This is a genomic window from Burkholderia multivorans ATCC BAA-247 (assembly GCF_000959525.1).
GTDB classification, from domain to species: domain Bacteria; phylum Pseudomonadota; class Gammaproteobacteria; order Burkholderiales; family Burkholderiaceae; genus Burkholderia; species Burkholderia multivorans.
Genome location: NZ_CP009831.1, coordinates 2228751 through 2254535, shown reverse-complemented (window position 1 = coordinate 2254535; position 25785 = coordinate 2228751). Strand labels below are relative to the sequence as shown.

The 25785-nt window shown below is 64.6% G+C and carries 17 protein-coding genes, 2 tRNA genes and 3 rRNA genes; 17 read left to right on the top strand and 5 right to left on the bottom strand.

The window, feature by feature from the left end; all coding sequences use genetic code 11:
* Nucleotides 1-159: 159 nt before the first annotated feature.
* Nucleotides 160-1296, bottom strand: a complete 1137-nt coding sequence (locus NP80_RS12010; RefSeq protein ID WP_006406882.1) for a branched-chain amino acid ABC transporter substrate-binding protein — start codon at nt 1294-1296, stop codon at nt 160-162.
* A 587-nt stretch (nt 1297-1883) separates the two neighbouring features.
* Here NP80_RS12010 and NP80_RS12000 point away from each other — a divergent pair.
* Nucleotides 1884-2723, top strand: coding sequence for an AraC family transcriptional regulator (locus NP80_RS12000; protein WP_006406885.1), 840 nt, complete (start codon nt 1884-1886; stop codon nt 2721-2723).
* Here the strand turns inward: NP80_RS12000 and NP80_RS11995 are convergent.
* Nucleotides 2714-2977: a hypothetical protein gene (locus tag NP80_RS11995; protein ID WP_006397215.1), complete on the bottom strand. Its 264-nt coding sequence runs from the start codon at nt 2975-2977 to the stop codon at nt 2714-2716. The genes NP80_RS12000 and NP80_RS11995 overlap by 10 nt on opposite strands.
* 162 nt (nt 2978-3139) lie before the next feature.
* On the bottom strand, nt 3140-5032 hold the full coding sequence (locus NP80_RS11990) for a bifunctional sugar phosphate isomerase/epimerase/4-hydroxyphenylpyruvate dioxygenase family protein (RefSeq protein WP_035946295.1): 1893 nt from the start codon (nt 5030-5032) through the stop codon (nt 3140-3142).
* Between the two features lie 252 nt (nt 5033-5284).
* On the opposite strand from NP80_RS11990, the gene aroQ reads away from it, so the two are divergent.
* The 3 genes from aroQ to NP80_RS11975 are packed head-to-tail and all read left to right on the top strand — an operon-like array spanning nt 5285 to nt 7974.
* The gene (aroQ, locus tag NP80_RS11985) at nt 5285-5740 is read left to right on the top strand and encodes a type II 3-dehydroquinate dehydratase (protein WP_006406888.1); all 456 of its coding nucleotides are present in this window, start codon (nt 5285-5287) and stop codon (nt 5738-5740) included.
* Entirely contained in the window at nt 5737-6606 is an 870-nt protein-coding gene (locus NP80_RS11980; protein ID WP_006406889.1) for a shikimate dehydrogenase, read from the top strand. The genes aroQ and NP80_RS11980 overlap by 4 nt, the downstream gene beginning before the upstream one ends.
* A gap of 33 nt (nt 6607-6639) precedes the next feature.
* Nucleotides 6640-7974 (top strand): MFS transporter, encoded by a 1335-nt coding sequence (locus NP80_RS11975; protein ID WP_006409534.1) that lies wholly within the window; start codon nt 6640-6642, stop codon nt 7972-7974.
* 69 nt (nt 7975-8043) lie between these two features.
* On the opposite strand, the gene NP80_RS11970 is transcribed toward NP80_RS11975, so the two are convergent.
* Nucleotides 8044-9153, bottom strand: coding sequence for a 2-aminoethylphosphonate--pyruvate transaminase (locus NP80_RS11970; protein ID WP_006406891.1), 1110 nt, complete (start codon nt 9151-9153; stop codon nt 8044-8046).
* A 301-nt stretch (nt 9154-9454) separates the two neighbouring features.
* On the opposite strand from NP80_RS11970, the gene phnS reads away from it, so the two are divergent.
* From phnS to NP80_RS11905, 13 genes are all read left to right on the top strand, one after another.
* Nucleotides 9455-10546 carry a 2-aminoethylphosphonate ABC transporter substrate-binding protein gene (gene phnS, locus NP80_RS11965; RefSeq protein WP_006406893.1) on the top strand — a complete coding sequence of 364 codons (1092 nt, stop codon included), beginning with the start codon at nt 9455-9457 and terminating at the stop codon, nt 10544-10546.
* 34 nt (nt 10547-10580) lie between these two features.
* Nucleotides 10581-11684, top strand: coding sequence for a 2-aminoethylphosphonate ABC transport system ATP-binding subunit PhnT (gene phnT, locus NP80_RS11960; RefSeq protein ID WP_035489174.1), 1104 nt, complete (start codon nt 10581-10583; stop codon nt 11682-11684).
* Nucleotides 11662-12582 (top strand): 2-aminoethylphosphonate ABC transporter permease subunit, encoded by a 921-nt coding sequence (phnU, locus tag NP80_RS11955; protein WP_006409537.1) that lies wholly within the window; start codon nt 11662-11664, stop codon nt 12580-12582. Before phnT ends, phnU begins: the two co-directional genes overlap by 23 nt.
* On the top strand, nt 12572-13432 hold the full coding sequence (phnV, locus tag NP80_RS11950; protein WP_006397206.1) for a 2-aminoethylphosphonate ABC transport system, membrane component PhnV: 861 nt from the start codon (nt 12572-12574) through the stop codon (nt 13430-13432). Before phnU ends, phnV begins: the two co-directional genes overlap by 11 nt.
* Entirely contained in the window at nt 13429-14739 is a 1311-nt protein-coding gene (gene phnA, locus NP80_RS11945) for a phosphonoacetate hydrolase (RefSeq protein WP_006406896.1), read from the top strand. The genes phnV and phnA overlap by 4 nt, the downstream gene beginning before the upstream one ends.
* Complete coding sequence (phnY, locus tag NP80_RS11940; protein WP_006406897.1) at nt 14736-16190, top strand: phosphonoacetaldehyde dehydrogenase; 1455 nt, start codon at nt 14736-14738, stop codon at nt 16188-16190. The genes phnA and phnY overlap by 4 nt, the downstream gene beginning before the upstream one ends.
* Nucleotides 16191-16194: 4 nt before the next feature.
* Nucleotides 16195-16746, top strand: coding sequence for a phosphonate degradation HD-domain oxygenase (locus tag NP80_RS11935; protein ID WP_006406898.1), 552 nt, complete (start codon nt 16195-16197; stop codon nt 16744-16746).
* Between the two features lie 509 nt (nt 16747-17255).
* A 16S ribosomal RNA gene (locus NP80_RS11930) occupies nt 17256-18788 on the top strand.
* Between the two features lie 61 nt (nt 18789-18849).
* Nucleotides 18850-18926, top strand: a tRNA-Ile gene (locus NP80_RS11925).
* A 40-nt stretch (nt 18927-18966) separates the two neighbouring features.
* Nucleotides 18967-19042 (top strand) — tRNA-Ala (locus NP80_RS11920).
* A gap of 290 nt (nt 19043-19332) precedes the next feature.
* Nucleotides 19333-22213: ribosomal RNA gene (locus NP80_RS11915) — 23S ribosomal RNA — on the top strand.
* A 112-nt stretch (nt 22214-22325) separates the two neighbouring features.
* Nucleotides 22326-22438 (top strand): 5S ribosomal RNA (rrf, locus tag NP80_RS11910).
* Together the 16S, 23S and 5S rRNA genes with 2 tRNA genes alongside form the textbook arrangement of a ribosomal RNA operon.
* 258 nt (nt 22439-22696) lie before the next feature.
* Entirely contained in the window at nt 22697-24121 is a 1425-nt protein-coding gene (locus NP80_RS11905) for a DHA2 family efflux MFS transporter permease subunit (RefSeq protein WP_006405914.1), read from the top strand.
* Nucleotides 24122-24220: 99 nt separating this feature from the next.
* Here the strand turns inward: NP80_RS11905 and NP80_RS11900 are convergent, their stop codons facing one another.
* A complete protein-coding gene (locus tag NP80_RS11900) occupies nt 24221-24964 on the bottom strand; it encodes a 2OG-Fe(II) oxygenase (protein WP_006409252.1) in 744 nt (247 codons plus the stop codon).
* Nucleotides 24965-25785: the final 821 nt, after the last annotated feature.

The following is a 25785-nucleotide window of genomic DNA, read 5'->3' as shown; positions in this document are numbered from 1 at the left end:
GATGCGTCAAACTGAGTGGGGGATTCTACAGGAGCGCGAAATGCGCGAGGCGGCGCGGTTCGAGGGCGGCCTCGACTGCGCCCGCGCCGCGCCGGGCGAGCGCGGCGCGCGACGGGCCTGCCGTGCGCGCGCCGTGACGACGGATGGCGTCCGCCTGCGTCAGTTGCCGGCGATCGTGTCGACCGGCTTGAACGCGCCGTGTTCGACGCGATAGATCGTGACGGGCGCGTCCTTCAGGTCGCCTTTCGCGTCGTACGCGATGCGATCGGCCGACACGCCCTTGATCGACACCTTGCCGAGATACGGCGTGTAGACCTTCGGATCGGTCGAGTTCGCGTTCTTCATCGCGGTCAGCAGCGCCATCGTGCCGTCGTACGAGTAGGGCGAGTAGGTGATCACGTCTTCGTTGAAGCGTGCCTTGTAGCGCGCCGCGTAGCCGGCGAAGCCCGGCATCTTTTCCTTCGGCAGCCCGCCCATGTAGACGATCGCGCCTTCGGCCGCGTCGCCGCCGACCTTCAGGAACGTCGGCGAGCGCGACATTTCGCCCGTCACGAACGCCGACTTCATCCCGAGCTGGCGCATCTTGCGGATCATCGGCGACGATTGCGCGTCGCCGCCGCCGTAGAACACCGCGTCCGGATTGATGCCCTTCAGGTTCGTCAGGATCGCGGAGAAATCGAGCGCCTTGTCGTTCGTGAAGTCGCGCTTCACGATCGTGCCGCCCGCGGCCTGCACGGCCTTCGCGAATTCGTCGGCGATGCCCTGGCCGTATGCGGTGCGGTCGTCGATGATCGCGATGCGCTTGAAGTGCAGGTTCTTCACGGCGTACGTCCCGACGATGCGGCCCGCCTGCGCGTCGCTCGTCAGCAGCCGGTACGTGGTCTTGTAGCCGCGCGCCGTGTATTGCGGCGACGTCGCCATCGAGATCTGCGGCAGGCCCGCGCGATCGTAGAGATCCGACGCCGGAATGCTCGTGCCCGAGTTGAAGTGGCCGATGATGCCGCGCACGTTGTTGTCGATCAGGCGCTGCGCGACCGTCGTGCCGGTGCGCGGGTCGGCCTGGTCGTCCTGCGAGTCGAGCTGGAACGTGACGGGCTTGCCGCCGATCGTCGGATTGGTCGCGTTGAAGTCGGCGATCGCGAGCTGCACGCCTTTCTGCATGTCGGTGCCGTAGTTCGACTGCGGGCCGGTCAGCGGCGCGGCGAAACCGATCTTGACGACGTCGGCGGCGATGGCGTGCGCGCCGGACAATGCGCAGGCGGCAGCCAGCGCGACGTGCGATACCTTCAGCTTCACTTTCACTTCCCCTTGATGGCGTGGTTGGGCCGCCGCCGGCCGTCGGGCCTGCGGCGGTCAGCGGGCGCGGGACGCGGGCGGCCGGACTGGCCGGAAGCCGCGCGCGCGTCGCGCACCGGATGTCGCGAGTGTCGACCGCTATGCCGGAATCGGCGTGCCGGGCTTTCCGTTCGGGCGTACCGGACGGCGCGCCGCGGCGGCGACCGGTTGTCGTCTCGTGACTGTGCAGCGAAGTCTAGGTAGCGAAAATGCGCACGTCTTGCGCGTTCGGTGCGCGGGCCGCGACGATTTCGGCATATCGTCGATTACCCTGATATATGCGGAGATCGTCATTTCACGTGCGTAATCCGGCCAAGACGCGGCGCGCGGGGCTTTCTACGATGGCGGCCTGCCGCGGCGCGGCACGCGTCGGCACCGTCGTGGCCGCATGCGTCCAGTGCCGCGGCGGGTTGCGTGCGCCGCGCGCGGCAGCCCGCGCCGACCGTCGCACGCCACGCTGCGCGCACGCGCGCGCCGTCGGCTCGCGATGCATTACGCGCGCACTTCTATAATCGTCGCCATCGCTTACTTGTTTCACGGATGCCGGGATGACGCCCACGCTTGCCGTACCGCCTCACAGCCTGTCCGATACGTTGCGGTATCGGACCGACAACGCCGATCTCGGCGCGATGCTCGCGCACTTTCGCCTGCTCGAGCCGGTGTTCGACGCGCTGCCCGACGTCGCGTTCTTCGTGAAGGACGCCAACGGCCGCTACGCGCTCGTCAATCGCACGCTGGCGCTGCGCTGCGGCTACAAGGACAAGCGCGACCTGCTCGGCAAGACGACCGACGAAGTCTTTCCGCGCCGTTTCGGGCGCAGCTATTTCGAGCAGGACATGGCGACGATCAACGCGGGCCAGCAGTTGACCGATCAGCTCGAGCTGCATCTGTATCCGGGGCGTCAGCCCGGCTGGTGCCTGACCTGCAAGGAGCCGCTGCGCGATGCGTCGGGCAAGGTCGTCGGCCTCGCCGGCATTTCGCGCGACCTGAAGGCGCACGAAGGTTCGCATCCGGCGTACAGCAAGCTCGCGGACGTCGTCCAGCACATCCAGGATCACTACGTGCAGCCGCTGAACCTGAAGCAGCTCGCGCAGATGGCGGGGATGTCGGTCGCGCAGCTCGAGCGCTATTTCCACAAGGTGTTTCACCTGACGCCGCGTCAGGTGCTGTTGAAGACACGTCTCGATGCGGCCACGGCGCTGCTGGTCACCCACGACAAGGTGACCGACGTCGCAGCGTTATGCGGGTATACGGATCACAGCGCGTTTACGCGCCAGTTCAAGGCGACCGTCGGCGTGACGCCGACGGAGTACCGGATGATGCTGCAGGATCGGGCAGGGGAACGGAGCGCGCGCGGCGGCGCGGCAGAGGCGGCGGCTCAGCGGTAGCCGAGCCCCTTGAGGACGGCCGTGCCGTCTTTCGTCAGGCGGAAGCTCGGCGCGGCATCGGCGTCGAGCTTGACCATCTCGACGAGGCCCGCTTCCTGCAGCGCGGGCAATTCCGGTTTCGCGTTCGCGCCGATCGGCGCGTGCAGCAGCACGAGCAGCGTCGCGATTTCGTGATGGCTGAGCAGGCGGCGCAGCATCGTCTTCTTGGCAGGGGGCGCGGCCGGGCGGCCCGCGGGTGCTTCTACGGCGCTCATCGCTGTCCTCCTTTTTTGAGAAATTCTTCAGGGCTGGATGCGGATGGTGCCGGCCGAGACTTAAGCGATTCTTAAAACGGCACCGCGCGACGTGCGATCGCGCCAGCATCGCGTTACCGCATGTAACGCCGCCGGGCCCGATGCGCGGTGCGATGCCGCGCGCTACTTGCGCCGCTGCGCCTGCGCGGCGAGCCGCACGGCCGCATTCGCGGCGCCGTAACCGTCGTATCCGCCGCGGCGCTCGACGAGCTCGAACGAAAAGCGGTTGTCGACCAGCTCCGTATACGCGTGCAGGAATTCGCCGCCCCGTTCGTCGCGGTCGTAGAGCAGATGGTGCGTGCTCAGCGTGTCGATCATCTCGTCCGACAATCCGTAGCGCGCCGCGAGATCGTCGTAGTAATTGGCCGGAATGCGCAGGAACGACACGCCATCGGCGGCGAACGCCGCGGTCGCCTTCACGATGTCGTCGGTGCGGAACGCGACGTGGTTCAGCCCGGTCCCGTGGTAGCGGTTCAGCGATTCGGCGACGGCCGTGTGCCGGTCGACCGACGCGTTCAGCGCGATCCGCACCGAGCCGTCGGCGCTGCGCACCGCGCGGCTGCGCACGAGCCCGTACGGGTCGGGCACGAGCCAGCTCCGCTCGGCCTCGAACCCGAACGCGGTCTTGAAGAACAGGATCCACGTGTCGAGCGCGTCGGCCGGCAGCGCGAGACAGACATGGTCGATGCCGCTCAGCGGGCCGACCTCGGTCGGGCCGTCGATGTCGGTCAGCACGAAATCGGATTCGTACAGCGTCGGCCCGTTCGGCGCTTCGTCGACGAAATAGTCGAGGCTGCCGTCCGGCGCCTTCACGCTCGGCAACACGCGCTCGTTCGGCCCGACGCGGCCGGAAAACGGCGCATATCCGAAGCCCGCCGCGCGTTCGAACGCAACTTTCGCATCGTCGACGCGGAACGCCGACGCGCAGAGCGACAGCCCGTGCTGCTGGAAGAACGCATCGGCGAACGAGTCGCGCTCGGCGTTCAGCACGATCGACGCGGCGCCGTGCTGAAACAGCGTGACGTCCTTCGAGCGGTGGCGGCCGGCGAGCCGGAAGCGCATCCGGCGCAGCCAGTCGCCGACGGTCGTCGCCGCCTGCGCGTCGACCGCGAATTCGATGAACTGGAATCCGACGTGCGCGGGCGGCGCCGGCGGCGCGAACAGCGGCTGATCGGCCGCGGGCGAGCGGCCGTCGGCGGCGAGCTGCGCACGCGTGAGCTCTTCCAGATACAGCAGCGAGCGATGGCCGTCGGCGGCCGTGATCGCGGTCGGCGCCGCGCGAAAGCCGTCGTTGAAGATCTCGAGCGACAGCGGCCCCGTATAGCCCGATTCGATCACGCGCGCGGTGAAGCGCGCGAGGTCGAAGTCGCCCTGGCCGGGGAACGAGCGGTAATGGCGGCTCCATTCGAGCACGTCCATCGCGAGCTTCGGCGCGTCGGCGATCTGCACGAACGCGATGCGCTCGCCGGGAATGTCGGCGATCGCATCGGGCGAGTCGTCGAGCGACAGCGTGTGAAAGCTGTCGAGCGCGAGGCCGAGATGCGGGCTGTTCACGGCGTTCACGAGCTGCCACGCATGCCCGTAGCGCTTCACGACGCGGCCCCACGCCAGCGCCTCGTATGCGACGACGACACCCGCTTCGCGCGCGGCTTCCGCGAGCGCGCCGAGCTGGTCGACGAGCAGCGCATCGTCGGCGATGGTGTCGGGCGACACGTTGCTGCAGACGAGAATGCGGTCGGTGCCGAGCGCATGCATCACGTCGAACTTGCGTCGCACGCGGTCGAGATTGCGCGCGAGCTGCGCGGCGCTCACGCCCTCGAAATCCCGAAACGGCTGGAACAGCACGATGTCGAGGCCGAGATCGGCCGCCATGCGCCGGACGTCGGCCGGCGATCCGTCGAAGTAGACGAGATCGTTCTCGAAGATTTCGACGCCGTCGAAGCCCGCGGCCTGAATGGCGGCGAGCTTTTCGGCGAGCGTGCCGGACAGGGAAACAGTGGCGATCGAGCGCTGCATGGGCGGATCCTGCGGAGAACGGGCGGCGGCGCCCGAACCGACCCTGAATGAACCAGTCGTTGAATTCGCCGCGCGCGCCATATCCCGAGTTTACTGGGGGAGTGTAGCGAATTATACAAACTAACTAGATGGTACAAATAAGCGAAAACCCGAAAAGACAACCGGCATGTGCGGGCGCACACTAGCGTCCATTCCCGATGTCGCGGGGCGGTCGCCGCAACGGTCCGCCCCGATTTTTGGAGCAGAATCCTGATGAGCAAGCACAAGGTCCTGGTGCTGAACGGGCCGAACCTCAATCTGCTGGGCACCCGCGAGCCCCATATCTACGGCGCCGAAACGCTGGCCGACGTCGAGCAGCGCTGCCGCGCCGAGGCCGAGTCGCTCGGGCTCGATCTCGAGTTCCGTCAGTCGAACGCCGAACACGAGCTGATCGACTGGCTGCATGCCGCGCGCCACGACACGCACGGCATCGTGATCAACCCGGCCGCCTATACGCATACGTCGGTCGCGCTGGCCGATGCGCTGTCCGCGATCGCGAAGCCCGTGATCGAGGTGCATATTTCGAACGTGCACCGCCGCGAGGCATTCCGTCACCATTCGTACGTGGCGGCGCTCGCCGAAGCCGTGATCTGCGGCTGCGGCACCGACGGCTACATTTTCGCGCTGCAGCGCATGGCGACGCTTCTTGCGCGGGGAGCCGCGCGATGAATCGTCCGTCGTTTCTGATCGGCCTGATCGGCCAGGGCATCGGCGGATCGCTGTCGCCCGCGATGCATGAAGAAGAAGGATTCCGGCAGGGTTTCGGCTACGTGTACCGACGTATCGATCTCGACGCGCTCGGGCTGAGCGTCGACGCGCTGCCCGCGCTGCTCGATGCCGCGCAGCGCATGGGATACGACGGCCTGAACATTACGCATCCGTGCAAGCAGCGCGTGATCGAGCACCTCGACGAACTGTCCGACGATGCGCGTGCGCTCGGCGCGGTCAACACGGTGCTGTTCCGCGACGGCCGCCGGATCGGCCACAACACCGACTGGTCCGGTTTCGCGAAGTCGTTCCGGCGCGGGCTGCCGGGCGCGTCCCTCGAGCGCGTCGTGCAGCTCGGCGCGGGCGGCGCGGGCGCGGCCGTCGCGCATGCGGCGCTGCAGATGGGCGCGGCCGAACTGACGTTGTTCGACGTCGACCCCACGCGTGCCGCGTCGCTCGCCGGCGAACTGCAGCAGCGTTTTCCGGTTGCGCGCGTTACGGCGGGCGGCACGCCGTCCGGCGATGCGCTGGCGGCCGCGATGCGTGCGGCGACCGGCCTGATCCACGCGACGCCGACCGGCATGATCAAGCATCCCGGCCTGCCGCTGCCCGCCGAACTGCTGCACGCCGGCATGTGGGTGGCCGACATCGTGTATTTCCCGCTCGAAACCGAACTGATCCGCGCGGCACGCGCGGCGGGCTGCGCGACGCTGCCCGGCGGCGGCATGGCCGTCTACCAGGCGGTCGATGCGTTCGAACTCTTCACCGGACGCACGCCCGACGCCGAGCGGATGTTCGAGCACTTTCAGTCGCTCGTCGCGCGCTGACCCATCGACATAAAGAGAGACCAGGAGACGACCATGCAGCACCCCACCCGTACGAGCGCCGCGCCGGCGCAGGCCGCCGCCGGCGCGGCCCGGCGCACGTCGGCGCGCTACAAGATCCTCGCGCTGCTCGCGATCGGCACGATGATCAACTATCTCGACCGCACCGTGCTCGGCGTGGCGGCGCCGCAGCTGACGAAGGAGCTCGGCATCAACGCGGCAGTGATGGGCATCATGTTCTCGGCGTTCTCGTGGACGTACGTGGTCGCGCAGGTGCCGGGCGGTCTCGTTCTCGACCGCTTGGGCAGCAAGGTCACCTATTACTGGTCGATGACGCTGTGGTCGCTCTGCACGTTCCTGCAGGGCTTCGTGCCGGGCGTCGCGACGCTGCTCGCATGCCGGCTCGGCCTCGGCCTCAGCGAGGCGCCGTGCTTTCCGACGAATAGCCGCGTGGTCGCGACGTGGTTCCCGCAGAACGAGCGCGCGATGGCGACCGGCACTTACACGGTCGGCGAATACATCGGCCTGGCGTTCTTCAGCCCCGTGCTGTTCGCGCTGATGGGCGCGTTCGGCTGGCGTTCGCTGTTCTGGGTCGTCGGTGCGGCCGGCATCCTGTTCGGGCTCGTCTGGTGGAAGTTCTATCACGAGCCGCGCAATCATCCGGGCGCGAACGCCGCGGAACTCGCCTATATCGAGGCGGGCGGCGGTCTCGTGCACGGCGTGCGCAAGAACGACAAGCCGGCGCAGAAGGCGTTCAGCTGGTCGATGGCCGGCCGGCTGCTCAAGAAGCGCCAGCTCGCGGGCATCTGCCTCGGCCAGTTCGCCGGCAACTCGACGCTCGTGTTCTTCCTGACCTGGTTCCCGACCTATCTTGCGACCGAGCGCCATATGGGCTGGCTGAAGATCGGCTTCTTCGCGGTGATGCCGTTCATCGCCGCATCGGTCGGCGTGATGTTCGGCGGGATCTTCTCCGACTGGCTCCTGCGTCGCGGCAAGTCCGCGAACCTCGCGCGCAAGCTGCCGATCATCGCCGGCCTGCTGCTCGCATCGACGATCATTCTCGCGAACTATGTGCAGAGCAACGAGGCCGTGATCGCCATCATGTCGGTCGCGTTCTTCGCGCAGGGGATGGCCGCGCTCGGCTGGACGCTCGTGTCCGACATCGCGCCGGACGGCCTGCTCGGCGTGACGGGCGGCATCTTCAACCTCGCGGCGAACCTGGCGGGCATCGTCACGCCGCTCGTCGTCGGCTTCATCGTCGCCTCGACCGGCTCGTTCGTCGGCGCGCTCGTGTTCATTGGCGCGATCGCGCTGATCGGCGCGCTGTCGTACATCTTCGTCGTCGGCGACATCAAACGGATCGAACTCTAAGCACCGGCTCCACGCAGCAGTCGTGCATTCGCCCGGCGGCCTCCCAGGCCGCCGGGCTTTTTTATATCTTCACGCCGGTTGCAGCGCGATGCCGAGCGACTCGATCGCATGCGCGATCGCGGCGACGGCGCGGCGCATGTCCGCGGCATCGATCGCGCCGATGCAGCCGACGCGGAACGTCTCGACGCGCGTGAGCTTGCCCGGATACAGGGTGAAACCCGCATCGCGTACGGCATCGTAGAACGGGCGGAACGCATACGCGCGATCGGCCGGTGCATGGAACGTGACGATCACGGGCGCCTGAATGCCTGCATCGAGAAACGGCACGAAGCCGAGCGCTCGCATCGATTCGATCAGCGTGCGGCAGTTCTCGCGGTAGCGCGCGCCGCGCGCAGGCTGCCCGCCTTCCGCCCGATACTGATCGAGTGCGGCACGCAGCGCGGCGACCACGTGCGTCGGCGGCGTGAAGCGCCACTGGCCGGTCCTCCGCAGATACGCGTACTGATCGTGCAGATCCAGCGCGAGCGAGCGCGCGTTGCCGGCGCACGCGTCGAGCGTGCCGCGCCGCACGATCGCGAATCCCATGCCGGGCACGCCTTCGAGGCATTTGCCGCTGGCCGAGATCAGGGCGTCGATGCCGCTGCCCGCAAGCGCGATCGGCAGTGCGCCGAACGAACTCATCGCGTCGACGATCAGCCGCTTGCCGTGCCGCCGGCACACGGCGGCGATCGCGTCGAGCGGGTTCAGGATGCCGGCGCTCGTTTCCAGATGCACGAGCGCGACGTGCGTGATGCGCGGCTCGCGCGCGAGCGCCGCGTCGACCGCGGCCGGGTCGACCGCCGCATCCTCGCCGAACGGCAGCGCGATCGCGGCGACGCCCAGTCGTTCCAGGATCGTCACAATGCGCGTGCAGTACGCGCCGTTTTCGGGCACCAGCACGACGCCGTCGCGCGGCACGAGCGTGCCGAGCGCGGCCTCGACCGCGAACGTGCCGCTGCCCTGCATCGGGACGCAGACGTATTCGTCCGCGCCGTGCGCGATCTCGACGAGGTCCGCACAGACGCTCGCCGTCAGCCGGTTGAACGCGGCATCCCACGAGCCCCAGTCATGTTGCATTGCGTGGCGAGTTGTGGCGGACGTCGTGAGCGGGCCGGGCGTCAGCAGGATCGGATCGGACATGGTTTTCTCCAGCAAGGATCGGACGAAACGCCGGGCGGCATTTCTGAGCGACTTGCAGGATATTGGCAAAATGTGTCATTTTGTGGAAATTGTGGCGCACGTCACGGGTTTGTCATCGAACGCTGTGATCCTTCGGGTGCCGCGCACGAGCGCCGTGCGCGGCGGCGACGCGGGCCGATCGGCCGGCTCGCCCCCGATCGACAACCGCTCGGGCCGGAACCGCCGCATGGCGCGCGGCCGGCGCGCAGAGCAGAGCCGGACGTGCCCCGGCCGTTTGGTGTACCGCCTACGGAGAAGTGAGATGACACTGCAGAATTCCACGCGCGCCGCTGCCGGCGCGTTCCGCAAGCTGGCGCTGGCCGCGTGCGCGGCGGGCCTGCTGCAAGGCGCGGCGCTGCCCGCGCATGCGGCGAGCGCGGTCGTGCTGTATACGGCCGACGGCCTCGAGAACCTGTATCGCGACGTGCTTCCTGCCTTCGAGAAGAAGGAAGGCGTGCGCGTGAACATCGTGACGGCCGGCAGCGGCGAGGTCGTGAACCGCGCGAACATCGAGAAGAATTCGCCGAAGGCCGATGTGATCGTCACGCTGCCGCCGTTCATCCAGCAGGCGGGCCAGATGGGGCTGCTGCAGGCATATCAGAGCGTGAACTACAAGAACGTGCCGGCGATCGCGAAGGCCGAGGACGGCACGTGGGCGACGTTCGTGAACAACTACTTCTCGTTCGCGATCAACCCGGAAGTCGTGAAGAACCAGCCGAAGACGTTTGCCGATCTGCTGTCGCCGAGCTATGCGGGCAAGGTCGCGTACTCGAACCCGGCGACGGCCGGCGACGGGATGGCCGTGCTGATCCTGACGACGTCGCTGATGGGCGAGGACAAGGCGTTCGACTATCTCGCGAAGCTGTCGCAGAGCGTGAAGTTCCACACGAAGGGCACGGGCTACCTGAACGTGCTGCTGTCGCGCAACGAGATCGCGGTCGCGAACGGCGATCTGCAGATGGATCTCGACGACGCCGAGCACGGCGCGCTGTCGGTCAAGCCGATCTTTCTCGCGGCGAAGGAAGGCGACCAGCCGACGACGTTCCAGCTCCCGTACGGCATCGGTCTGATCAAGGGCGGCCCGAACCAGGACGCCGGCAAGAAGCTGATCGACTATCTGATGTCGACCGACGTGCAGTCGAAGGTGCCGGACATGTACGGCATTCCGGGCCGCACCGACGTGCCGCTGACCGGCAAGAACGGCGAGGCGGTGAAAAAGGCGATTGCGGGCGTGAAGCTGATTCCGGTCGACTGGAACCAGGTGATGGCGAAGAAGCCGGTGTGGCTCGAGCGCTGGAAGAAGGATGTGATCGGCAGCTCGGGCAAGCCGCTCGACGTCGTGAAGCCGAAGTGAGCGGCGCGCGCTGCCCGTTCCCGTGAGCAAGAGGATGACCCTGGTGGATACCGCCCTGACCCATCCCGGCGCATTCGGCGCCGCCGAGCCGCGCACGACGCTGCGGTCCGGCGCGCCGGGCGGCGTGCAGATCGAGCATCTGAGCGTGCGCTACGGCGCGCGCACGGTGCTCGAGGATCTGTCGCTGTCGATCGGCGCCGGCGAATTTCTGACCGTGCTCGGCAAGAGCGGCTGCGGCAAGACGACGCTGCTGCGCTTCATCGCCGGGTTCGTGAAGGCCGACGGCCTGACCGGCACGTTGACCGTTGCCGGCCGCGATCTGACCGATGCGCCGCCGCACAAGCGCAATCTCGGTCTGCTGTTCCAGAATTACGCGCTGTTTCCGCACCTGTCGGTGTTCGAGAACGTCGCATTCGGGCTGCGCGCGCGCCGGATGGCGTCGCCCGAGGTCACGCGGCGCGTCGCCGACGCGCTGAAGCTCGTGCAGCTCGGCGATGCCGGCCATCATCTGCCGGCGCAGCTGTCGGGCGGGATGCAGCAGCGCGTCGCGCTGGCCCGCGCGCTCGTGATCGAGCCCGACGTGCTGCTGCTCGACGAGCCGCTGTCCGCACTCGATGCGAACCTGCGCGCGTCGGTGCGCAGCGAACTGAAGGCGCTGCACGAGCGGCTGCCGAATCTGACCGTCGTTTGCGTGACGCACGACCGCGACGATGCGCTCGTGCTGTCCGATCGCGCGCTGCTGCTGCGCGACGGACGCATCGCCCAGCTCGGTACGCCGCAACAGCTGTACGACGCGCCGAACGACGGCTATGTCGCGCGCTATCTCGGCCCGGCGAACCTGCTGCCGCCGCACGTGATTTTCCCGCTCGGCGATGCGCGCCACGACGCGCGCGACAAGGTCGCCTGCGTACGGCCCGAGCGCCTGACCGTGATGCCGCTTGCCGCGGGTGGGCTGCACGGCACCGTGGCGTCGGTCGAATGGCAGGGCGCGGACCTGTCGATCGCGGTCGTGCTCGACGCCGCGCCGGACGAACCGGTGCGCGTGACGATGCAACGCGGCCGTGCGGCGGCGCCGACGCGCGGCGCGCGCGTTTCCCTGCATTGCGAGGCAGACGATGTCGTCCTTATCGACCCCTGAAGCCGGACTGCCGCCGCAAGTGCGCGCGTCGGCCGCCGCGCACGCGGCCGCGGCGAAGCGCCGCAAGCGCATCGCCGATTTCCATTTGCTCGCGCTTGCGATCGTCGTGCTCGGCCCGCTCGTCGTCTATCCGCTGGTGCGGCTCGTGCTGCTGAGCCTGTCCGGCGATCACGGGCTGAGTTTCGCCGCGTACCGGACTTTCTTCGGCAACCCCGACACGCGCCAGGTGCTGCTGACGACGCTCGGCGTGCTGTTCGCGAGCGCCGGCACCGCATCGCTGCTCGGCGTGATGCTGGCCGCGCTGCTGTTTTTCAGGCCGTTCCCCGGCGCGGCACTCGTGACGCGATTCCTGGAGCTCTATGTCGCGTTCCCGTCGTTCCTCGTCGCGTTCACGCTGATCTTCCTGTACGGCTCGCAGGGCTCGGTCAGCATCGCGCTGCAGCAGCTGTTCCATCTCGAGGCGCCGCCGCTCGATTTCCTGTTCGGCATCGGCGGCGTGATCCTCGCGCAGACGGTGTTCTATACGCCGTTCGTGGTACGTCCGACGCTCGCGTCGCTCGCGACGCTCGACCTGCGGCTGATCGAAGCGGCGCGCAGCCTCGGCGCGTCCGGCTGGATGCTCGCGCGTCGCGTCGTGCTGCCGATCGCGTGGCCCGGCATCGCGGCCGGCACCGTGCTGTGCTTCCTGCTGACGCTGAACGAATTCGGGATTCTGCTCGTGCTCGGCAGCGCAAGGCTCGTCACGCTGCCGGTCGCGATCTACAGCAGCGCGACCGTCGATCTCGACCTGCCGACCGCCTCGGCCGGCGCGGTCGCGATGCTTGCGTTGTCGCTTGCGCTCTATGCCGTCTATCGCCGCGTGAACCGTCGTGCGACGGGAGGAAACGATGTCCGCTGAAATCCACGTCGCGCACGCGGTGCCGCGGCGCCGCGCCGACTGGCGCGATGCGCTGCTCAAACATGCGGCGCGCGCCGCGCTCGCGCTCGCTGCATTCGCCTGCTTCTGGCTGTTCGTGCTGCCGGTGATCGTCGTCGCGCTGTCGAGCGTGGCGACCCAGTGGTCCGGCACGATCCTGCCGGCCGGCTACAGCCTGCGCTGGTTCGCGCGGCTCGGATCGCCGGAATACGACGCGCTGCTGACGAGTCTCGAGATCGGCTTCGGCGTAGCGGCGCTCGGCACGCTGCTCGGGCTGTGGCTCGCGCTCGCGCTGGAAGGGCGCGACCGGCGCGGGATCGGCGCGGTCGTCGATGCGCTCGTGATGGTGCCGAACGGCGTACCGAGCGTCGTGCTCGGGCTCGCGGTGCTGATCGCGTATCACCAGAAGCCCGTCGATCTGTCGAGCTCGGCGGCGATCGTCGTGCTGGTGCAGCTCGCGCTGATTCTGCCGTTCTGTTATCGCTGCGCGGCTGCGGCGCTGCGTCCGGAGCTGACGGTGCTGCGCGAAGCCGCCGCCAGTCTCGGCGCACCGCCCGCGATGGTGCTGCGCCGCGTGCTGCTGCCGCAGCTCGTGCCGGCGCTGCGCGCGAGCCTCGCGCTCGGCTTCGCGCTGTCGCTCGGCGAGCTCGGTGCGACGCTGACCGTCTATCCGCCCGGCTTCGCGACCGTGCCGATCGTCGTGATCGGTCAGGTCGAGCGCGGCTATTACCTGCCTGCGTCGGCGCTGTCGCTGCTGATGCTCGGCGCGTCGCTCGCGGCGCTGCTGCTGATCGCCGCGCGCGTACCGCGCGGCACGCGGAGCGCCGCATGAACGCCGCGTTCGCGTTGCGCGCGCCGGGTGCGGCGCCCGCCGGGTGCGGCGCGCCGGCGGATCTCGCCGGTCGGTTCGTCGACGTCAACGGCCGCCGCTACCGCCTGCCGTCCGAGCCGACGGCAGTCGTCTGCATCGACGGCTGCGGGTACGACGATCTGGTGCGCGCGGTGGACGCCGGCGTTGCGCCGTTCATCGGCCGGATGATCGCCGAAGGCAGCGCATGGCGCGCCGACTGCGTCGTGCCGACCTTCACGAACCCGAACAACGTATCGATCGTCTGCGGCGTGCCGCCTTCGGTACACGGGATCTGCGGCAACTATTTCTGGGATCCGGACGCCGACGGCGGGCGCGGCGCCGAGGTCATGATGAACGACCCGGCCTATCTGCGCGCGGGCACGCTGCTCGCGGCCGCATCGGACGCCGGTGCGCGCGTGGCCGTCGTCACCGCGAAGGACAAGCTGCGCCGGCTGCTCGGCTGGCAGCTGAACGGCGTGTGCTTTTCGGCGGAGAAGGCCGCGCAGGCGAATCTCGCGGAAAACGGCATAGCGGACGTGCTCGACTGGGTCGGGCTGCCGTCGCCGGACGTCTATAGCGCCGCACTGTCCGAATTCGTGTTCGCCGCCGGCGTGCGGCTCGCGCAGACGCGCCAGATCGATCTGATGTATCTGTCGACGACCGACTATGTGCAGCACAAGTGCGCGCCCGGCAGTGTCGGCGCGAATGCGTTCTATGCGATGACCGACCGCTATCTCGCGCAACTCGACGCGCTCGGCTGGGCAATCGGCGTCACGGCCGATCACGGGATGAACGCGAAGCACGATCCGGCGACGGGCCGGCCGAACGTCGTTTATCTGCAGGATGCGCTCGACGGCTGGTTCGGCGCGCGTGCCGCACGCGTGATCCTGCCGATCACCGATCCGTATGTCGTGCATCACGGCGCGCTTGGGTCGTTCGCGACCGTCTATCTGGCGCCCGCCATCAATCGCACCGACGCGATGTGGCGTGTCGGCGGCCTGGACGGCGTCGAATGCGTGCTCGACAACGCGGAAGCCGTCGCACGCTTCTCGCTGCCGGCCGACCGGATCGGCGACCTCGTCGTGATCGCGCGCCGCGACACGACGCTCGGCACGCGTGAGCGCGACCACGACCTGTCGGGGCTGACCGTGCCGCTGCGTTCGCACGGCGGTGTGTCGGAGCAGGAAGTGCCGCTGCTGTTCAACCGTCGGATCGTGCGGCGCGACGTCGAGCGCCGTCCGCGAAATTTCGACGTGTTCGATTTCGTGCTGAACCGGGTCGCGCGATGATGGCCCATCCGCGACAGGACCACCCCGCGTTTCGCGCCGAGGCGCTGCGCTGGTGCGGCACGCGCGCGCCGCGTGAGCGCACGTTCGACGTGAGGGACCCGTATACCGGCACGCGCGTCGGCACCGCGCCGCTCGCGAGCGTCGACGACGTGCGCGCCGCGTTCGACTATGCCGTCGCTTACCGACCGACGCTCACGCGCTACGAACGCTCGCAGATTCTCGAGCGGGCGGCCGCGCTGCTGCGCGAACGTGCGGAAGAGGGGGCCGATCTGATCACGCTGGAGTCGGGCCTGTCGAAGCAGGACTCGCGCTACGAGATCGGCCGCGTCGCCGACGTGCTGAAGTTCGCGGCGGTCGAGGCGCTGCGCGACGACGCGCAGAGCTTCTCGTGCGATCTGACGCCGCACGGCAAGGCGCGGCGCGTGTTCTCGCAGCGACAGCCGCTCGAGGGCGTCATCGTCGCGATCACGCCGTTCAATCACCCGATGAATCAGGTCGCGCACAAGATCGCGCCGGCGATCGCGACCAACAATCGCGTGATCGTGAAGCCGTCGGAGAAGGTGCCGCTGTCGGCGTTCTATCTCGCGGACCTATTGTACGAAGCCGGGTTGCCCGAACCGATGCTGCAGGTGCTGACCGGCGACCCGCGCGAGATCGCCGACGAACTCGTCACGCACGCGCAGGCCTCGCTGATCACGTTTACGGGTGGCGTGGCGATCGGCAAGGCGATCGCGGCGAAGGCCGGCTACCGGCGCGTCGTGCTCGAGCTCGGCGGCAACGATCCGCTGATCGTGCTCGACGATGCCGATGCCGAACGCGCGGCGTCGCTCGCGGCGCTCGGCTCGTACCGGAATTCGGGGCAGCGCTGTACGGCGGTCAAGCGCATTCTCGTGCAGCGCTCGATCGCGCCGGCGTTTACCGAGGCGCTCGTCGAGAAGACGCGCGCGTGGCGGTACGGCGATCCGTTCGATCCGACGAACGAAATGGGCACGGTGATCGACGATGCGGCGGCGCGGCTGTTCGAAGCGCGCGTCGCCGACGCGCTCGCGCATGGCGCGCGCCTGCTCACCGGCAACATTCGCCGCGGCGCGCTGTATGCGCCGACCGTGCTCGATCGCGTCGATCCGTCGATGACGCTCGTCCGCGAGGAGACGTTCGGCCCCGTGTCGCCGGTGATCGCGTTCGACACGATCGACGACGCGATCCGGATCAGCAACGGCACCGCGTTCGGGCTGTCGTCGGGTGTGTGCACCGATAGTACGGCGGCGATCGTGCGATTCGTGAACGAGTTGAACGTGGGGACGGTGAACGTATGGGAAGTGCCCGGATACCGGCTCGAGCTGACGCCGTTCGGCGGGATCAAGGATTCGGGGCTCGGTTACAAGGAAGGCGTTCAGGAGGCGATGAAGAGCTTCACGAACCTGAAGACCTTCTCGTTGCCTTGGGAGTGACGCAATGGCGCTGACAGTGGAAGACATCGATCGGTTGTATCGCGAGCACGGCCATGTCGCCTATAGCGGCGAGCCGGTGACGCAGCTCGAGCATGCGCTGCAGAGCGGACTGCTGGCGGAAGAGGCCGGCGCCGACGAGGCGCTCGTCGCGGCCGCGTTTCTGCACGACCTCGGGCATTTGCTGAATCGCCAGGGCGAGACACCGAGCGCGCGCGGGATCGACGATCTGCATCAGTATTTCGTGCTGCCGTTTCTGCGGCCGCTGTTTTCGGACGCGGTGCTCGAGCCGATCCGGCTACATGTCGACGCGAAGCGCTGCCTGTGCCGGACGGACGCCGGCTACCTCCAGAGTCTGTCGCCGGACTCGGTGCGCAGCCTCGCGCTGCAGGGCGGCGTGTTCAGCGAAGAGGAGGCGGCGACGTTCATGCGGCGTCCGTATGCGGAGGACGCGCTGCGTCTGCGCCGCTGGGACGATACGGCCAAGGCCGAGGGCAAGCCGACGCCGGATCTCGATCACTATATGGAGATCGTCGCGCGGCAGGTACGCGCGGCTTGAGCGTTCCGGCGTGTCGATCCAGGGCCCCGCGCGCGATAGCGTGCGGGGCCCTGGATTTTTTTCGCGAAACCCCTTGCGCATCGGGCGTGGGCTGCATAGAATCACGCCTCTTTCGCGCTAACGGAAACGCGGCGCGGAAGGGGAAGCGAAGTCGGACGTGTGCTGCAGTGTGAGCACCCGCCCGACGAAGGAAGAAGAACCCCGCAGTCGCAACGATGTAGTGAAAAAAGTTGTTGACGATCTGCGAAACAGTGTTCATAATCTCGCTTCTCTGCTGCTGACAACGCAGCGCTGCTGAGCAAGACGATCTGCTCGCAGACATGTTCTTTAAAAACTAACAGCCGATAAGTGTGGGCGCTTGATGTGAGCGAGACCTGATCTTCGGATCGGGATAGCAAAAGTATCAAGAGTCTCACACTAAAGTAAGTCAGGTTTATGAAGCAATTCATATGACCTGTCAGCTTTGAGTGAGCGACCGGTTCGAGAGAACCGAAAACAGTAACAGGTTTGAACTGAAGAGTTTGATCCTGGCTCAGATTGAACGCTGGCGGCATGCCTTACACATGCAAGTCGAACGGCAGCACGGGTGCTTGCACCTGGTGGCGAGTGGCGAACGGGTGAGTAATACATCGGAACATGTCCTGTAGTGGGGGATAGCCCGGCGAAAGCCGGATTAATACCGCATACGATCTACGGATGAAAGCGGGGGACCTTCGGGCCTCGCGCTATAGGGTTGGCCGATGGCTGATTAGCTAGTTGGTGGGGTAAAGGCCTACCAAGGCGACGATCAGTAGCTGGTCTGAGAGGACGACCAGCCACACTGGGACTGAGACACGGCCCAGACTCCTACGGGAGGCAGCAGTGGGGAATTTTGGACAATGGGCGAAAGCCTGATCCAGCAATGCCGCGTGTGTGAAGAAGGCCTTCGGGTTGTAAAGCACTTTTGTCCGGAAAGAAATCCTTGGCTCTAATACAGTCGGGGGATGACGGTACCGGAAGAATAAGCACCGGCTAACTACGTGCCAGCAGCCGCGGTAATACGTAGGGTGCGAGCGTTAATCGGAATTACTGGGCGTAAAGCGTGCGCAGGCGGTCTGTTAAGACAGATGTGAAATCCCCGGGCTCAACCTGGGAACTGCATTTGTGACTGGCAGGCTAGAGTATGGCAGAGGGGGGTAGAATTCCACGTGTAGCAGTGAAATGCGTAGAGATGTGGAGGAATACCGATGGCGAAGGCAGCCCCCTGGGCCAATACTGACGCTCATGCACGAAAGCGTGGGGAGCAAACAGGATTAGATACCCTGGTAGTCCACGCCCTAAACGATGTCAACTAGTTGTTGGGGATTCATTTCCTTAGTAACGTAGCTAACGCGTGAAGTTGACCGCCTGGGGAGTACGGTCGCAAGATTAAAACTCAAAGGAATTGACGGGGACCCGCACAAGCGGTGGATGATGTGGATTAATTCGATGCAACGCGAAAAACCTTACCTACCCTTGACATGGTCGGAATCCTGAAGAGATTCGGGAGTGCTCGAAAGAGAACCGGCGCACAGGTGCTGCATGGCTGTCGTCAGCTCGTGTCGTGAGATGTTGGGTTAAGTCCCGCAACGAGCGCAACCCTTGTCCTTAGTTGCTACGCAAGAGCACTCTAAGGAGACTGCCGGTGACAAACCGGAGGAAGGTGGGGATGACGTCAAGTCCTCATGGCCCTTATGGGTAGGGCTTCACACGTCATACAATGGTCGGAACAGAGGGTTGCCAACCCGCGAGGGGGAGCTAATCCCAGAAAACCGATCGTAGTCCGGATTGCACTCTGCAACTCGAGTGCATGAAGCTGGAATCGCTAGTAATCGCGGATCAGCATGCCGCGGTGAATACGTTCCCGGGTCTTGTACACACCGCCCGTCACACCATGGGAGTGGGTTTTACCAGAAGTGGCTAGTCTAACCGCAAGGAGGACGGTCACCACGGTAGGATTCATGACTGGGGTGAAGTCGTAACAAGGTAGCCGTATCGGAAGGTGCGGCTGGATCACCTCCTTTCCAGAGCTATCTCGCGAAGTTGAGCGCTCACGCTTATCGGCTGTAATCAAGACAGACTCAGGGGTCTGTAGCTCAGTCGGTTAGAGCACCGTCTTGATAAGGCGGGGGTCGTTGGTTCGAATCCAACCAGACCCACCAAGTTGTCTGGCGAGAAGAAACCTGGGTGGTCTCTGTACATGGGGGCATAGCTCAGCTGGGAGAGCACCTGCTTTGCAAGCAGGGGGTCGTCGGTTCGATCCCGTCTGCCTCCACCAATCACCAACGCTAAGAGTTTGCTGAAAATTCAGCGAGCGCTTTGCATTGGCGATTGAGCCAGTCAGAGTGATGCAGGAAACTGTATCGGCTGTCGTTCTTTAACAATCAGGAAGAAGTAAGTAATTTGGATAGCGGAAGCGTCTTATGAGATGGACGTGGAAACTATCCGGGTTGTGATTGTATCGATGTATCTCAAGATGATTCGAACTTCATGTTCGACTCAATTGGAATACGGCACAACGCGAGAACTCAACCTGTAGCGACTGTCCATGAGACAGACTCGTTATAGGGTCAAGCGAACAAGTGCATGTGGTGGATGCCTTGGCGATCACAGGCGATGAAGGACGCGGTAGCCTGCGAAAAGCCCCGGGGAGCTGGCAAACAAGCTTTGATCCGGGGATGTCCGAATGGGGAAACCCACTCCGTATGGAGTATCCATGACTGAATACATAGGTCATGTGAAGCGAACGCGGTGAACTGAAACATCTAAGTAACCGCAGGAAAAGAAATCAACCGAGATTCCCAAAGTAGTGGCGAGCGAAATGGGATGAGCCTTGTACTCTTTATTCGTATTGTTAGCCGAACGCTCTGGAAAGTGCGGCCATAGCAGGTGATAGCCCTGTAGGCGAAAACAGTATGAAAGAACTAGGTGTACGACAAGTAGGGCGGGACACGTGAAATCCTGTCTGAAGATGGGGGGACCATCCTCCAAGGCTAAATACTCGTGATCGACCGATAGTGAACCAGTACCGTGAGGGAAAGGCGAAAAGAACCCCGGGAGGGGAGTGAAATAGATCCTGAAACCGCATGCATACAAACAGTCGGAGCCTCGTAAGGGGTGACGGCGTACCTTTTGTATAATGGGTCAGCGACTTACGTTCAGTAGCAAGCTTAACCGTATAGGGCAGGCGTAGCGAAAGCGAGTCCGAATAGGGCGTTCAGTTGCTGGGCGTAGACCCGAAACCAGGTGATCTATCCATGGCCAGGATGAAGGTGCGGTAACACGTACTGGAGGTCCGAACCCACTAACGTTGAAAAGTTAGGGGATGAGCTGTGGATAGGGGTGAAAGGCTAAACAAACCTGGAAATAGCTGGTTCTCTCCGAAAACTATTTAGGTAGTGCCTCGTGTCTCACCTTCGGGGGTAGAGCACTGTCATGGTTGGGGGGTCTATTGCAGATTACCCCGCCATAGCAAACTCCGAATACCGAAGAGTGCAATCACGGGAGACAGACATCGGGTGCTAACGTCCGGTGTCAAGAGGGAAACAACCCAGACCGCCAGCTAAGGTCCCCAAATATGGCTAAGTGGGAAACGAAGTGGGAAGGCTAAAACAGTCAGGAGGTTGGCTTAGAAGCAGCCACCCTTTAAAGAAAGCGTAATAGCTCACTGATCGAGTCGTCCTGCGCGGAAGATGTAACGGGGCTAAGCCATATACCGAAGCTGCGGATGCGAGCTTGCTCGCATGGTAGGAGAGCGTTCCGTAAGCCTGCGAAGGTGTCTTGTAAAGGATGCTGGAGGTATCGGAAGTGCGAATGCTGACATGAGTAGCGATAAAGGGGGTGAAAGGCCCCCTCGCCGTAAGCCCAAGGTTTCCTACGCAACGTTCATCGGCGTAGGGTGAGTCGGCCCCTAAGGCGAGGCAGAAATGCGTAGCTGATGGGAAGCAGGTCAATATTCCTGCACCGTCGTTAGATGCGATGGGGGGACGGATCGCGGAAGGTTGTCCGGGTGTTGGACGTCCCGGTCGCTGCATTGGAGAAGGCGCTTAGGCAAATCCGGGCGCAGGATTCAAGGGTGTGGCGCGAGCGACTTCGGTCGCGAAGCAATTGGAAGTGGTTCCAAGAAAAGCCTCTAAGCTTCAGTCTAACGATGACCGTACCGCAAACCGACACAGGTGGGCGAGATGAGTATTCTAAGGCGCTTGAGAGAACTCGGGAGAAGGAACTCGGCAAATTGGTACCGTAACTTCGGGATAAGGTACGCCCTTGTAGCTTGACCAGCCTGCGCTGGAAGGGTGAAGGGGTTGCAATAAACTGGTGGCTGCGACTGTTTAATAAAAACACAGCACTCTGCAAACACGAAAGTGGACGTATAGGGTGTGACGCCTGCCCGGTGCCGGAAGATTAAATGATGGGGTGCAAGCTCTTGATTGAAGTCCCGGTAAACGGCGGCCGTAACTATAACGGTCCTAAGGTAGCGAAATTCCTTGTCGGGTAAGTTCCGACCTGCACGAATGGCGTAACGATGGCCACACTGTCTCCTCCCGAGACTCAGCGAAGTTGAAGTGTTTGTGATGATGCAATCTACCCGCGGCTAGACGGAAAGACCCCATGAACCTTTACTGTAGCTTTGCATTGGACTTTGAACCGATCTGTGTAGGATAGGTGGGAGGCTATGAAACCGGAACGCTAGTTTCGGTGGAGCCGTCCTTGAAATACCACCCTGGTTTGTTTGAGGTTCTAACCTTGGTCCGTGATCCGGATCGGGGACAGTGCATGGTAGGCAGTTTGACTGGGGCGGTCTCCTCCCAAAGGGTAACGGAGGAGTACGAAGGTACGCTAGGTACGGTCGGAAATCGTGCTGATAGTGCAATGGCATAAGCGTGCTTAACTGCGAGACCGACAAGTCGAGCAGGTGCGAAAGCAGGTCATAGTGATCCGGTGGTTCTGTATGGAAGGGCCATCGCTCAACGGATAAAAGGTACTCTGGGGATAACAGGCTGATACCGCCCAAGAGTTCATATCGACGGCGGTGTTTGGCACCTCGATGTCGGCTCATCTCATCCTGGGGCTGTAGCCGGTCCCAAGGGTATGGCTGTTCGCCATTTAAAGAGGTACGTGAGCTGGGTTTAAAACGTCGTGAGACAGTTTGGTCCCTATCTGCCGTGGGCGTTGGATATTTGAAGGGGGCTGCTCCTAGTACGAGAGGACCGGAGTGGACGAACCTCTGGTGTACCGGTTGTGACGCCAGTCGCATCGCCGGGTAGCTATGTTCGGAAGAGATAACCGCTGAAAGCATCTAAGCGGGAAACTCGCCTTAAGATGAGATATCCCTGGAGGCTTGACCTCCTTGAAGGGTCGTTCGAGACCAGGACGTTGATAGGTCGGGTGTGTAAGCGCAGTAATGCGTTCAGCTAACCGATACTAATTGCCCGTAAGGCTTGATCCTATAACAAGTCTGTCTTACAGAACTTGTCGATTCTCGTGTGCGATACGCACAACCAAAATTACTGCTTCTTCCCGATTGGTTGCGCTGCGAAGCTGCGCAACAACCCTCTTTGCCTGATGACCATAGCGAGTCGGTCCCACCCCTTCCCATCCCGAACAGGACCGTGAAACGACTCTACGCCGATGATAGTGCGGATTCCCGTGTGAAAGTAGGTAATCGTCAGGCTCCCTAAGCCAAGAACCCCCGCCCGAGCAGGCGGGGGTTTTTGCATTTGCGGCGGCCGAAATGCGTCGCTCTAATCCTCTTCCCGTCTCCAGCGCATCGCACGCACAGTCAGTGCCTGCACCGCGCACCATGCATCGACATACCCAGCCAAAGCGGGAAATCACCTCTTCAGGGTAATATCGCGATTCGTGCCGGCTCCAGCTGTAACCGTCAGCGACGGCGGCCGGCGTTTCTGCATCCCCGTCTATTACACCGTTCATGACTGCTCGTTCCGCCTCAGGTGATCGGACGACCGACTTCCTGCCGTATCTCGTCGCCGCGACATTCTTCATGGAGTATCTCGACACCACCGTGATCGCGACCGCGCTACCGCAAATGGCGCACACGTTCGGCGTCGGACCGAATGCGCTCAGCCTCGGTATGACGGCCTACATGCTCGCGCTCGCGGTCTTCATCCCGATCAGCGGCTGGATCGCCGACCGCTACGGCTCGAGAACGGTGTTCGGCAGCGCCATCGTGGTCTTTACCGGCGCCTCCGTACTCTGCGGTCTGTCGAACGGCGTCGGGACATTCACGGCCGCGCGGCTGTTGCAGGGCGTCGGCGGAGCCATGATGGTGCCGGTCGGCCGAATGATCGTCGTGCGCAGCACCGAGAAATCGCGGCTGATGCGCGCGATCGCGACGATCACCTGGCCGGGCATCGTTGCGCCAGTCGTCGGACCACCGATCGGCGGCTTTATCACGACTTATGCATCGTGGCGCTGGATCTTCCTGCTGAACGTGCCGTTCGGTATCGCCGCACTCGTCAGCACCTGGCTCATCGTCCGGAACACGCGCGCGGAGCAGCAGCGGCCGCTCGACTGGATCGGGTTCGTCCTGGCCGGCGGCGCCTTGACCTGTCTACTGCTCGGTACCGAAACGGCCGGGCAGCAAAATGCGCGGTTCGCGCAGGCCGGCATGCTCGTCGGCGCCAGCCTGCTGTTCGGCATTGCCGCGTGGGTTCATGCGCGGCGATGCGCACACCCGCTGCTGGATTTCACGACGCTGAAAGTGCCGACGTTCTCGGTCACCGTGATCACCGGATCGATCACGCGGATTGCGATCAACGCGGTGCCGTATTTGCTCCCGCTGCTGTTCCAGATTGGCTTCGGACTATCGCCGTTTCAGTCGGGCCTGCTGCTGCTCGCGAGCGCACTCGGCAATCTCGGCATGAAGGCCGGCACGTCGTGGATCCTCGATCGGTTCGGCTTCCGCCGTGTCGCGCTCGTCGACGTGACCATTGTCGGCATCTGCACGATCGCATGCGGCTGGCTCACGGCGTCGACGCCGCTCGCGATCACGCTGCTCGTCGTGTTCGTCTACGGACTGACGCGATCGATGCAGTTCACGACGCTGGCGACGCTCGCGTATGCCGACATCCCCACTCAGCAGACGAGCGCGGCAAGCACGCTATGGAGCGCCGCGCAGCAGATGACGATCGGCATGGGCATCGCGCTCGGCGCGCTGTCGCTGCGCGTTGCGGCTTCGCTGCGTGGCGATACGGGCGGCGTTCATTATCTGCTCGAGGATTTTCGATGGGCCTTCGTCGCGGCCGGTGTGCTCGCGTTGCTGACGTTGCCCGGTTACGCGCGGCTCGCACGCGATGCGGGCGATCGGCTGCGTGCAAGCGCCGCACGCGGGTAAGCGAGCGGCGCGCGGATATGACGTACATCCGCGCGGCGAAGCGTGTGCCGCCTCCGCTCGTCGGCGAATATCGCAGTCGCAGTCGCAGTGGCGCGACTGTCACTGCGCGTCGTGAAAAATGATGCCGACCGTGTGCCGATGCCCGCTGCGGATCCGGCTCACGCCATGACGGAGGTTCACGCGATAAATGCCGCGCGTGCCTTGCACCGGCCTGCTATGCACGGCGAAAACCACCGCATCGCCTTGCGCCACCGGCACCACTTCTGTGCGCGACTGCATCCGCGGTCGCTGCTCGGTCAACACGAATTCGCCGCCGGTAAAATCGCGCTCCGGCGCGGACAGCAGAATCGCGACCTGCAGCGGAAACACATGCTCGCCGTATAGATCCTGATGCAGGCAGTTGTAGTCACCGGGACCGTACTGGAGCAGCAATGGTGTCGGGCGCGTCTGTCCCGCCTCGTGGCAGCGCGCGAGAAACGCAGCCAGATCGGCGGGGTAGCGTGTATCGATGCCGAGCGCACGATTCCAGCGATTCGCGATCGGCGCGAGATGGCGATACAGCGCGGTGCGCAGCGCATCGACGAGTGTCGGTAGCGGATACGCGAAATACTTGTATTCGCCTCGCCCGAATCCGTGCCGCGCCATCACGACGCGTGACCGATAGCGTGTGTCGTCCGGATAGAGCGCCGCGAGCGCGCGGCATTCGTCGGGCGACAACAGGCGCGGCACGTGCGCGCAGCCGTAGCCGTCCAGGTCGGTGTCGATGAGGTGCCAGTCGAGCGCGTCGACGCGACTTGCGACGTCGACGGGTTCGGCCGTGCGGGGAAGATCGGCAATGTTCACAGACGTACTCCGTTCGTCAGCGGTGCGGCGTTGCGGTTGCGGGATGGTCGGCGTCGCGGCTCGCGGGGAGCGCACACTGCGATACGCGGCGATATGGGGTCGGCACGACCCGATACGCGACAACGCCATTCGGGCAGCGACGTTCGTGCTGCTTTCCGCGATGACCCATGAATGGCTTCAGTGTAGAGGCGAGCGCGCGTCGATGCGTGCCGGATCTTGCGCGCCAATTCGGTGGGGAACGAAGGCGGAGCGGGGCGACGACGTGGGGCCGACGTATCGCCGGCCGGCTGTTCCGCCATCCCGACGGCGGCCACCCGCGCCGGGAATCGACGGTGTCGACGCGATCGGCATCGCTGGCGGCTCGAGTTTGCGAACGCGATCGTTGCGGCTACTGGAGCGACGGTGCCAACGCCATTGCGAATGAGTCGCCAGTACCAACGCGATCGCCAGCGCCAGTGAATCGCCGGTGCGAACGCGGTCGAGGTGGCCCGCGGTCGCCGGTACCAACGGGATCGTCGCCGCTAGTGAATCGCCGGTGCGAACGCGAGCGAGGTAGCCAGCGGCCGCCAGTCCCAACGGGATCGTCCCCGCTAGTGAATCGCCAGTGCCAGTGGGATCATCGCCGCGAGTGAATCGCCACTGCCAGCGGGATGGTCGCCGCTAGTGCATCGCCGGTGCTAACGCGACCGAGGTGGCCAGCGGTCGCCAGTTCCGACGGGATCGTCCCCGCCAGTGAATCGCCACTGCCAGTGGGATGGTCCCACTAGTGAATCGCCGGTGCGAACGCGATCGAGGTGGCCAGCGGTCGCCAATCCCGACGG